A 12,005-nucleotide genomic window follows, 5' to 3' on the forward strand; every position below is an offset into this window, starting at 1 on the left:
CCTCTTTTTTCTAGGTCATCGTGCAGAACGAGACAGCTTTCATGGGGAGTGATCCTGCCCCTGTCTTGCTGTCTCGATTTTGTTTAAGATCACCATCTTTACTGCGGATATTATCATCAACAAATAAGACAGGTTGTTCGATTCCCTGAACTCCCTGCGAAGATAAAGCGACCTCGATCCTTCGCTGATTGAGGAATACCCCATGGCAGAACGGAAGAAAAACAAGTCCACGAAAAAAGTCCAATCTCTCGATCTCTCTTCGGACGGGATGCGAGAAGCGTTGGGGTATCTCAATTTTAGTAGTGGAACTTCTGACCCCTCTTTCCTCAAAAGTTTGAACTCGATTTGGAGTCAGCTTTCGGAGCAGGCGAGCTACGTTGAACAATTGAAGGATGTCCTGCTCAGCAACCTGAAAGATATTCCAGAAGTTGAAAGCGCCTTTTCCGATACAACTCAGGCTGAGAGCGTCATCACCATTGGTGTGGATTCTGTTTTCCCGGCCTACTTAGAGTATCACCGCGATTTGCTTTTTCACGTTGATACCGAAGAGTTAGAGAATCCTTTCTTTCTCGGCAAAATCTTTGAAGCGGTTCTGGCTCAGGGCGGTCCTTGGACCGAGACGGATCGGATTGTTGAGTTCGCTTTGGCGACGCTGAATGACTTTGTCGGCTATCGTCCGATTGCTGTGCTGGAAAACGGTCGCAAGATGGAGATCTACGCACACGAACGTCATCGTCCTTTGCCGTTATATTATCCTGATGCAGGTGTCGCCCATGGGCGGTATGAAGAGCTGATCTCTCATTCCATTGAATTTCTGAAGGGAGCTCCACAGGATCTTTTGGAAGAAGCGTATTTCTCCCTTGATCAACTCGAAGAGCTTTCGTGTGATTTGCGGGCCTATGATCACGTGAATCCAGCTTTCAAACGCACAAACTATATGTTTGGGGAATGGGATCCACATCGGATCGATTCCAAAGGGAACTATCGCCGGTTTGTCATTCGGCAGATTGTTCTCGATTCACTGCTGGAATGGGTCAACGGGAAGCATAGCAAGACTGCCAGAAAAGAGCGGTTGTTCGATGCCGCTGCCGCTTTGTGCGGCACGATGATCATGGCCTCTTCGATCAGTGGTGCAGGACCGGGGACGCATGACTCAACGATTTCATTAACGACGTTGCTTCCGGTGGTGGCTCGTCGCCGAGATGAATTCTATGCGCGGATTATGTCGAGTGCGACCGGAACGAGAGCGAAACGATTGCACGACGAGGCTCAAAAAACGCAACAGCCATTTGGCCACATTCGACAATTCCTGAATATGCAACTCGCCGGGTACGGAGCGCGACAGGTGCAGCACCGAGAACTGGCTCACCTCTACGCTGCGATGGGCTATGCAGAGGCCAGCCGGACGCAGGCCAATGCCATTCCAGCCTGTTCGATACGTATCGAATCTGAAATCGAATGTTCGGTTGCTTCAATTCACCAATCGCTGGACGACAATGAGGTTGAGTCGGCAGTCGCACTTCTTCGAGAACTTCCCCGGCTTGTCACTCGCGGGATTGAATGCGGAGCTTTGGTGGACCCGTGGAACATTCTTGGTTTTCAGGGCCAGTATCCCCTGTTCTCAGCTCGTGAAGATGCTATTCCTGATACTCGCATCGAGACGTTACTCGGCTTAATGGAATCGTCATTCAATGCTTTTTCGAGAACATTAAGTGAGACCGGGGCGAAAGGGCTCGATCAGCTTCGCGAAGAAGTGAGCGTCATCTATCAGGGTTTCGCGGATTGGTGGGACCGGTTTGGAAGTGATGTCATCGAAGATCTTCCGGATGTGGATGGGCACGAGAGTTGGGAGTCTGCGACGCATGTCTCGGAAATTATGAGTGAGTGGCGAAATGCGGGCGAAGCTTCCGGCGATATCTCATTTTGGCGAGAACGCGTCGAGAAATTTCAGTCTGCGCAATCATATGCCCTCGTTGTCGATGCACTGCTCAGCAAAGAAGATAAAGTTGCCTCGATGGGCTTGCTGATGCAATGGTTGAGTCAATTGGATGAGGTCGGGTTTGAATGCCCGCAGCATTCAGTCTTCTCGTTACTGATCCGCTGGATGAAACTCGCTACAAGCAAACGTCTCGAAGAGAATACATTCGAAGAGGAAGCGACAGCCATTCGGCGAATGTTTGCATTCCTCGAAGCGAATGCCGAAGACTGGTGGGCCGTGCCGGTTCTCGGGAATGGATTTGATGAAAGCGATAGCCTTCCTCCAACGGATCTTCTTTTCGGTGGCGAGTTCGACGAAGAGAACGACCTCGAAGAGGAAGAAGGCGAAGACGACATTTTCAGTGCCGCGTACGACGAAATGGTTTTTCGCGATAGTGCCGAGGATGGAAATTGGGGGGACACCGTTGAAGGAAACACCGGATTCCAGAACGGTGAATTCGAATCTCTCAACCGTGAGCTTGAGCCACGGCTCAAATTTTTGAACGCTGTTGGTCAGCTTTGGCAAATGGCAGCAGCTTCGTTCGCCGGAGAAATGTTTCAGAACCAAGGTGAACAGGTTCTCGATGCGCAAATGGTAGACGCTGTCGTCGGGTGGCATCGTCAGGCTCAACGCTGGCAGATCGATTTAGCAGAACTGATGGAGAATGTTTGGGATCGTGAACTCTCCGAACCATTTGGTGACCACGATGGAAATGTGGAATACGATGTTCAGTTGCAAGTCAAGTTTTATCTTCTGCACCAAATCATCAGTACCCTCATCTGCCTGCAAAACTCAGAGCGGCTTCTGAACGGAATTATTCCTGAAGACGTCACGATTCCGCGTGGAAGCGAACAAGATCGACGATTGGCAAAAATCTATCGGTCGGTCGTACAGCGAGATATCGAAGGTGTCAGGGCACTGCTTCCGGGACTTTTGTCGCGGCTTTCTCGCAATCCACTCTTGTACGTCCCCTTCGAGAATGGAGGAGAGCCGGGGCAGATCTTGCGCACCCAGGCGCTGCAGTCGGTGATTCGATTCCTGCTCCGTGAACTTCCACAAATGGGGATGCTGCGCGAGACCTGGCATCTGCTCTACACTGCGTTTCGGATGGAACGCAAATGGCGTCCGAAAGGACAGGCAATTACAGAGTTTGATCGACTGTTCTCGATTGCACTCAAGGGTTCGCTTGATTCACTTGTGAAAAGTGTTCGCAGTTGGTCCAAAACCGAGATTGATACGGAAGATCTGATCGATGCTCTGAGCAAGGTTCTTGATCCTTATCAATGGCTTTGGTCGGAACATAGTCGGACGATGCGTATTTCCGCAGTCGATGGGATGCGAAAGGACTCCGAGTGGGAGGAACTCACACAATTCATTCAAAGTTACGGGGGCGATTTATTTCACGCCAGCCAACTGACGTTGGGCAACGTTCGATCCATCTTGCACCACGGCGTCGATTGGTTCCTCGACTATCTTGAAGAAGAGCAAGATCCGATCTACCCGATCAAATTGCTCAGTGACCTCGATAGTGGCAAGCTCGAACGATCCGATGCCGAGTGGGCGCTCGAACAAGTCTACTCGATTGTTGTGGATCGTTTTGATCGCTTCCTGGAATATAACACGACCACCACTCAGTCCGACTATGGAGAGATGATCTACTGCCTGTTTGAATTTCTCCGACTCGAAGCCAGCTACGATCGCGACGCATGGAACCTCACGCCGTTAACTCTCGTTCATGAAGTTCTTGTTCGTAATTCCCTACTCGACGCAGCCGATATTTGGGAATCGACGTTTGAGATGCAAATTTCTGATTTAGCAGATCAGCATTTGCGAGATTTGCGTCGCTTACAGAAACGCTACGGGATGAGAATGCCCACAATCACTGACCATCTCCGTGAGCGATTCGTGAAGCCATTGGCGGTCAATCGTATGCTCTCGCTTGTCGAAAAAGCCGTTCAGGATTCGAAGACACAACACATCAACTCTGAGTCGTTCGAAATGCTCTCGGAAGAAGTTGACGATTACCTCGATGATTCGTGGGGCTCGGGTGTCGATCTCCCCGATTGGCTGCGTGCGTTGGAACGTGAAGTGGCTGAGGCTTCGCAACCTAATGAAGGTGGTCGACCCGCTGCTGAAGCCGATCTGGATGTTCCAAGTGTTCCGATTTCGCGAACCGATTTTCAAAAACAGGTCTTGAACTGGAAAGAGGGACTCGGTAAACGGAATCGCAGCCGCACCCGAAAGAAAGACACAGAACTTAAATCAGAAGATCCTGGCGCAAATGAGACAGAGAATCCAAACGAAGAATGAGTTTGAATCGTAGTGACGGTGACGGATTCGAAGGCCCTGTACAAAGACCCGGAGCAAAGATTCGGGCTTTGTTGGAATTTTACTCGAATGTCGCTGCATCTCGTCGCTACGTAACGAGAAAAGAGACTGAGGATTGCGACAAACCTGACCCACAAACAAGACTAGAGCAGTTTGTTCTACCATGTGCCCGTGAAGAACACGTTTCACCAGCGAATTAGCTGTTCGCCACGAGGCAGGACGCGAACATCAATTCGAAAAATGCTATAGGTAGCTCCAGAACAATAGTATGACGTTTCTGAACTCCTCGATTTTGATTGGGCTTGCCTTTGCGTCTGTCCCTGTCATTTTGCATTTCCTGATGAAACAGAAGCCGAAAAGGCTGCTGTTTCCCGCACTGCAGTTGATTGTGCAACGTAAACGTCAAAGCGTTCGCCGGATGCGGTTGAAGCATTTCTGGCTGTTGTTGCTGCGTGTTCTTGTTCTCATCATCATTGTGCTGGCGATTGCACGGCCGTCGTTGCCACCGGCAAATTATCGTTTGTCGGGAATGGAAATCGGCATCTTGTGTGCGCTCTGTGCAATCGGCATTGGTTCTTATCTCTTTTTCTTGCATCGTCTTCGTCAGGAACTCCAGCCGAAATTTCAACGGGAAGAACGTCAGTCAAAACTCCGCAACATGACAACTGTCAGCACGCTTTTAGCAATCGCTGCCTTTGTCGGCTTTCCCTATCAACAGCGCATTTCAGGTGAACTGACAAATCCACGACCGGTTCAAGACATTAACCTTCCCGTTGCGGGAATTATGTTGTTCGACACCAGTTTGAGCATGTCGTATTTACAGGAAGGAAAAACCGCTCTCGATCAGGCACGGGAGATTGCAAAAAAACATCTTCAGTCGTTGCCGATCGGCAGCCGAATCGCCATTGCTGACAATTCCAACGACAATCCGATTCTCTTTCAGTCGACAATGCTTTCTGCACAGTCTCGTTTGGACAGCTTAGAAGTCCAGACTGTATCGCTGCCGTTGGACGAACGACTCCAACTGGCTTTGAAATCGCACGAGGATGACAGAACGCGAACTCTTTCTGATCAATCAAACGTTCAAACGGATGCACGGAAGGATCGGTACATCCGTCGAATTTACGTGTTTACAGACCTTGCGAAGTCCGCATGGAAAACTCGAACTTCAGATTTACTCAAAGGGCAGATTCAGGAAGCGACTGGAACAAATTTATATCTGGTCGATGTGGGGCAGGAAGATCCTCAAAACATCGCAATCACCGATGTGGAACTTTCCCGAGAACGGATTCCGGTCGGCGGAGATTTAATTGTCTCGACGACGCTCTCTGCAACGGGGAAAGATGTCCCAGAGCAAACCGTGGAGTTGCGTCTGCAAAATTCTCAAAACCAATCTTCGAAGGTTGGGCAAATCAGTTCGCCAATTGACGCTGGAATCCCGGTTCAGCTTTCATTCTCTCCACTGAGTGATCTGCAAAATCGGTCGTTGCATGGAGAAGTTCGACTGGCGACCAGCGATCCGCTTGCGTTTGATAACGTTCGCTATTTTTCTGCCGAGGTGATTCCCGCACCGAAAGTTCTGGTGGTGGGGCCAGAGTATGACGACGTCAACGAGTGGGTACTGGCGCTTGCTCCACACGATGGGCTCGATGCTGGCAAGAACAAATTTGTTCCGGAGTATGTTCCCATTGGGCAGTTGAAAGATCAGAAACTTTCCGAATACACAGCAGTTACTCTCATTAATTGTCCGGGGAGAAGCCTCAGCGATGATCTCTGGTTCCAAATTGGAAAGTACGTTGAAAATGGTGGCGGACTGATTGTGATTCTGGGAGATACCGACCTGAAGTTGAACCCTTCTTACTACAACCGGGCACGTGCTCAGGTGTTTTTACCTGCCAGTCTCGATGTCTATCAGTCGAAGAATCTGCGTACTGGCTGGCGAATGAGTATCGATAAGCGGAGCCATCCGATGTTCTGGAAGTTTCGTCAGTACGAGAACTTTGGCACATTTTCGACGATGGAAAACCTGGTACGAATTGATCGATTCTGGAAGGTGGACCCGGCTGAGGGCTCAAACGTTTTGGCCACCTATACGAATGAAGAGCGATCTCCGGCACTGGTTGAAAGAACCTATGGCCGCGGGCGAACAGTGATGCTCACCACTGATGCGAGTAATCCTGAATCACGTGATGGCTGGTCGACTCTGGCCAGTTTGAACACTTCAACAATGTTCCTCATGTTTGTTCAGCAGGTGACAGAATACGTGTCACGCTTTACAGATGTTGAACACAATTACCTTGCAGGACAAATTCCGGTCGTCCCTCTCGAACCGAAAAATCGAGACCGAACAATTTTCCTGCGAGAACCGGGACTCACACAGTCACGTTCAACACTCGCTGCTGCGGCTCCTTCAATTGTGTTGCAGCCGACCAGTGATGTGGGACATTATGACTTGTATGAGCAAGGTTCACGCGTTTCACTGCGGGGGTTCAGTGTGAATCCTGCTTCCGCTGAAAGCGATTTGACGCGACTGACCGACTCTGAGTTGGACGAACGCTTCGGAGAAGAAAAATACGAAGTCGCCAGAAATATCGAAGAACTTAAAGACAACATTAACGCGGCAGATATCGGCCAAGAAGTGTTTCCGATGTTGCTGATGCTGGTCGTTGTGATCTTCATCGGAGAGCACATCGTTGCTAACCGATTCTATTCCAACCAAGATCAAACCGCCGATCTCTAGAGTAGCTTTCGCGTTTACCATGTCCGTGAAAAACGATTTCTCTGTGAAACGCCAAATTCCACGAGAGAGTTTGCGGGCTTGATTCGCGAAAATGCTTTGATCGAGGAAAAATCATCGACTGCACACAACTGAACGCTACTTTCGTTTCGTTGGATAGGCAGGTGCAAGTGGGTTTTGGAATTGACCTATTTCTTGCAGCCGGTTTGCCGCTTCGTTGAGATGTTCTTCATCTGAATTTGTACGGACTATTCGATATTTTTTTTCTGCGATGGCGTTTAAGAATTCAGTGATTCTGGAGTTCATGTCGTTCAGAAACTGCGTGAGATCAGCTGGAGCAAGGTCGGTACGATTAAGTGTCGTTGTTTCAGCGGTCCGTGTTCGCACCAGTCGTGCAAGTGTGTGGCCTTGTGTGCGAAACAATGCTCCATCTTTAAAGGCTCGCAGCAATAGATTGTGCGAATCGTAGTGGAAGCAGGGATCTGGGCCAAAATAAAGGGATAACCGATTGTCTTTGCGAATCCCCAGCACAATGGGTGAGTCTTCGTCTGTGAGTTTCAACTCCCACTTTTTTGTTGCGGAGCGGAATTCTTCGTAAAGATCCTCTCGATCTGATTCGGTACGCGCCATAGACTTTGAGCATTCGAAAAAAATGGTTTGAAAATAATTAACAGGTGTGAGATTTCATACGTTTTACTGGTTTGTCCAGCCTTGCGATGTTATTCTCAAGACACATCAAGTCCAGTTCATGCGAACGTTGATTCATTCAAAATCCAATCAGAATTACGTTTGCAAGTTCAGCTGAAAGGATTTAGAGGCTGTTCCAGAAGTTTGGGTTTTGTTTCTTAAGTAGTGAGGCAGTCCTGATCACAGTTCTTACGTAAAGGTGTTCAATGTCTTCGACCGCGTTATCGCCGGATCTTCCAGTCTCGTCGGGAGAGATTCAAGCCATTGACATTGGACGCGTCGAAGAAATCGAGCGAAAACACGCCCTGCTGGTTGAGTATCTCCGTCTCAATAACTTTGATGCACTTCTGATTCAGCACCCCGCCAACTATGCCTGGTTGACTGCTGGAGGAACCAACATTCGTGAAGCTGGTGGTGAACCGATCGCTGCGATTCTGGTAACCGCAGAAGCCCGCGTGGTTTTGTGTAACAATGTCGATTCAGGACAAATTTTCGATCTCGATCTAATGGGTTTAGGCTTCTTGCTGAAAGAGCGACCATGGACAGAAGACAGGTTTGTTTTGCTGAATGATGTCTGTCGAGGACGTCGGACCGCTTGTGATATCGAGTTTCCGGAGACCATCAACGTCTCGAAAAATTTACAGCCGTTCCGAATGCACTTGGCTGAGGAAGAATTAAAGCGGCTTCGCGAATTGGGAATGGAAGTCTCTCATTCACTCGAAGCAACGGGGCGGAATTTCTTTCCGGGAGCAAGCGAAGCAGAGATTGCAGGGCATCTGGCGCATCGGTTAATGAAAAACAAAATTCAACCGGTGCGGATTCAGGTGATGGCAGACGGGCAAGGCTGGCGTTATCGCCACTGGGGATATGGCGAAGATCGCGTTGAGCGTCACTGTGTCATTTCCGTGATTGGTCGCAGGCATGGTCTTCATGTTGGTGCAAGTCGGACTGTTTGCTTGGGAACGCCTTCGGCTGAACTGGAAAAAGTTCACGAAATCGCCACGCTTGTTCAATCGACTGGCATCTACTTCTCGCGTCCCGGATGGGAGTTCGACGAAACCTGGCGACGTGTTGCAAGAATTTACGAAAAGTTCGGCGTTCCAGACGAGTGGAGATCAGCGGAGCAGGCTCAACTCATGGGCTATCAATCCAACGAACGAAATCTCGTGCCAGGCTTCGGACTGAAACTTGAACAGGGAAACATCGTGCATTGGCACCCTTCCGTCCGTTCGTCAAAAGTTGGCGACAGTTTCCTGATTACTGAGACAGGCATCGAAAACCTCACGCCGGTTGAAAACTGGCCTGTAATCAGCGTGAGCGTGAAAGGTTCAAAAGTGGATCGCCCGGGAATTCTGATTCGCAAAGATTCCACTCAATAACGATTTTCTCTCAGAAAACCAGAGCGTTTTATGAGGTCATGACCGTGAACTTTACGGACACGATAACGGGTGAAGACTCACTGTCGGTTACTTTTTCGCGATGAGATCGACAATCTGGTCGACCTGTTCAAGGCCGACTTTCAGTAAGAATCGCGAACTTCTTCCATAACTCTTCGAACCGAGAATGAAGAAATTCGGTTCTGGATTGATGAGCGTGCTCGCTCCCGGTGAGGCCTGAGTCAGGCAATCTGCTGAGCTTTCTCCCATTAAGGCGGCTGCAAGTTTCATCGGTCCGTGTGAAGCGTAACACTCATGAATTTGCAGTTCCTCATAAATCGATCTCTCTGGATGAAACCCAACATTTGCCAGAATGCGATCAACGAGAATGGTTCGAGTTGTGTTCTCCCTTGTCATAACCAAAGTCACCTTCAGCTGATTCGATTCTGGCTCAGCAAGAATTGAATCGACAACGGCCCCGCCGATCCAATTGACATCCGATGATTGGCTCGCAAGTTGATTGGCCCGTTGTGTGAGTTGCTTACGTTCAGGGAGGGCGTCTTCCGGGATCGGGGTGAGTGGTGCATCACCGGTTTTTCTGGTCACCCAGTAGAGAGTTGTTGATGGTGCTTCTTGCCGCAGAGACGCCAGCGAAACGATGTTGGTCGCTGCTGAGTACCCGCTTCCAACGACGAGTGTTGCGAGCCCCGAATAGTTTTGGCGATCTTTATTGAGGAGATCAGGAAGGTCATAGCGAATTCGATCAGCGAACTTTCTCTCCCCCAGGCAGGGAATGCCGCCACGTCCGAGCCAATTGTGGTTTCCGAAAGTTCCTGTGCAATCGAGGACGAAATCGGCTGTGACATATTTTTCGATTCCCTCCGATTCGAGCAAAAGACGAAACGGCGAGTCGGCGCGCTGCTCCGAGCCGATATGGTCCCCCTTGAGTTGCATGTCGCGTGAAATGTGGCGAACGGTTGTTTGAGTCTCCAGAACTTCGGCAATTTCCGGAATCTCGGAGAGCGGTTTCAAGTATTCGTTGATGTACTCATCGCTGAGTAAAAGAGCCTCTTCATCCGGAAGAGTTCGTCCACTTTCTCTCAGCTTCCTTGCTCCTCGTGGAGAGTGATTGAGTTGAAATGGGCTGAAAAGTCGTACATGTCCCCACTTTTGAAGGTTCTCCCCAACGTTTCCTCGCTCGTAGATGGTGACGTTCCATCCCCGCTCAAGGCAGGCCAAAGCAGCTTCAATCCCGATGGGGCCAGCCCCTAAAATCGTAATTTGTGAGTGTTTCATAAAGAATTTGCGGATTTGAGAAAGTCTGATTTGCTCATTTTCGAGCATTGTTAAAAAACAATATATGCATTCAGTCTGCTGTCGAAGAGTCTTTCCCTGACAAAAGACATTCTTCACTGCAAGAGAAACGCGAAAGTGTACTGATATGAATCGAGTCAAATCTGTGAAGAAAATTACGAATTGAAGGGCTGGGAATCGCTATAGATCCATCTTCATAAAGCATGGTAAACTCTGAGTCTCAGTGAGAATATTTCCAATGACTGTCATGCCCGTAAAGCTCACTTTCGTGACTTCATAGGTTGCTCACCACGAGACTGAACGTATAGACCACTCTTTGATGATCTCAGTTCAGGTAATCAGTTCAGACTCGAGTTTGTATTCGTCAATTCATCAATATGAAAATTTCCCCAGGATGGGATCATGGCATCGAAGGAGTATAAGATGCAATTCACGACCCGAATCTTAGGGGCGTTCTTATTGTGCGCCCTGTTGGCAACTGGATGTAGCCAGGAAAAGAAGGCTTCTTCACAGGGCGAAATTGTTGAGGAGTGGGGAACTCAGCCACCGAATGAAAACGTCGTTCGTTCTGCCGAATCTGCAAGTCAGTCTCGATTGAAGTTGAAGCTGAAGCCGGGAGATCGTTTCCCACTTCGGAAAGTTGTGGAGCAGGAACTGAATCAGGATTCGCTGAGTGGATCGGCAAATCGAATTCACACTCGGCTTGAGTTGTTGTTTGCGATTTCGGTTGTCGACAAGGTCGACGATCGAACAAAACTCCAGGTGCGGTATGACCAGGTGAAGTATTCACATCGGATTGGAGAAGAACTTCTAGAGTTTGATTCGACTCGGCCGGTAGCGAATCTTCCAGTTTCGGTGAAAGCCTATCAAGCGATGGTTGGGGACGGCTTCAGCTTCTGGATAGGTAAAGAGAATCAAATTGTTTCGGTCGACGGCTTCACTGAATTTCTTAATCGATGTTTGCAGAATGTCCCTGAAAATGAACGAAGCAATGTCGTTCTGGGGATCGAAGCGGGCTCGGGTGAATCTGGCATCGCCAATTTCATTGACAATTCGATTGGGCTTTTACCTTATGGAGGAGTTCACAAACCGGGTGATTCCTGGGAGCGTCCGAGTCATATCGGTCGTCCCGTTCCGATGCACGTGAACACTCAATACACACTCAAGCAACTCGATCCTCATTTGGCGACGATTGAGATTCGGGGGCAAATTACACCATCGACGACGATGACCGCCCGAGACGCGCAAACAGGGGTCAGAGTGACTGTTCGAGGAGGAGAGACTCAGGGTTCATGTACGATCTTCCGTGAAACAGGTTTGCCGCAACGAAGTCACGTCGAGCAAAATATTGACATGACAGTCATGATGTCCGGGGCGCTTCAGTTCAATCAGCGTAAGAAGGTGACTACCACAATCGAAGCGTTCCCAGCGGGAGCCACATCTACTCCAGCGAGAATTCAACTCGGTCATCACAGCGAAGACTTTTCAAGTTCACAAAATATCCGGCGTGTCAGTGGGCCATAGCGAGTCTCTCTGTTTTCTAAACTCATTTCGTGAGACATCTTTCGTCGCCAATAAGACTCTA

General features: G+C 49.2%; 6 protein-coding genes. 4 read left to right on the forward strand and 2 right to left on the reverse strand.

All coding sequences use genetic code 11. The annotated features are described in order from the left end of the window. The first annotated feature begins 202 nt into the window (after positions 1–202). Together Mal48_RS09115 and Mal48_RS09120 are read left to right on the forward strand one after the other, a co-directional pair. Positions 203–4,288 carry a hypothetical protein gene (locus Mal48_RS09115; RefSeq protein WP_145198194.1) on the forward strand — a complete coding sequence of 1,362 codons (4,086 nt, stop codon included), beginning with the start codon at positions 203–205 and terminating at the stop codon, positions 4,286–4,288. Positions 4,289–4,574: 286 nt separating this feature from the next. Next, on the forward strand, positions 4,575–7,046 hold the full coding sequence (locus Mal48_RS09120; protein WP_145198197.1) for a BatA domain-containing protein: 2,472 nt from the start codon (positions 4,575–4,577) through the stop codon (positions 7,044–7,046). Positions 7,047–7,181: 135 nt separating this feature from the next. Here Mal48_RS09120 and Mal48_RS09125 read toward each other — a convergent pair whose 3' ends face one another. Further along, the gene (locus Mal48_RS09125; protein ID WP_145198200.1) at positions 7,182–7,673 is read right to left on the reverse strand and encodes a hypothetical protein; all 492 of its coding nucleotides are present in this window, start codon (positions 7,671–7,673) and stop codon (positions 7,182–7,184) included. Between the two features lie 263 nt (positions 7,674–7,936). Between Mal48_RS09125 and Mal48_RS09130 the strand changes: the two genes are divergently transcribed. After that, positions 7,937–9,109: a M24 family metallopeptidase gene (locus tag Mal48_RS09130; RefSeq protein ID WP_145198202.1), complete on the forward strand. Its 1,173-nt coding sequence runs from the start codon at positions 7,937–7,939 to the stop codon at positions 9,107–9,109. A gap of 87 nt (positions 9,110–9,196) precedes the next feature. On the opposite strand, the gene Mal48_RS09135 is transcribed toward Mal48_RS09130, so the two are convergent. Next, positions 9,197–10,402, reverse strand: coding sequence for an NAD(P)/FAD-dependent oxidoreductase (locus tag Mal48_RS09135; RefSeq protein ID WP_145198204.1), 1,206 nt, complete (start codon positions 10,400–10,402; stop codon positions 9,197–9,199). A 441-nt stretch (positions 10,403–10,843) separates the two neighbouring features. On the opposite strand from Mal48_RS09135, the gene Mal48_RS09140 reads away from it, so the two are divergent. After that, the gene (locus Mal48_RS09140) at positions 10,844–11,944 is read left to right on the forward strand and encodes a DUF6263 family protein (RefSeq protein ID WP_145198206.1); all 1,101 of its coding nucleotides are present in this window, start codon (positions 10,844–10,846) and stop codon (positions 11,942–11,944) included. The last annotated feature ends 61 nt before the right edge of the window (positions 11,945–12,005 follow it).

Origin of the sequence: Thalassoglobus polymorphus, from assembly GCF_007744255.1 — a bacterium.
Taxonomy (GTDB): Bacteria; Planctomycetota; Planctomycetia; order Planctomycetales; family Planctomycetaceae; genus Thalassoglobus; species Thalassoglobus polymorphus.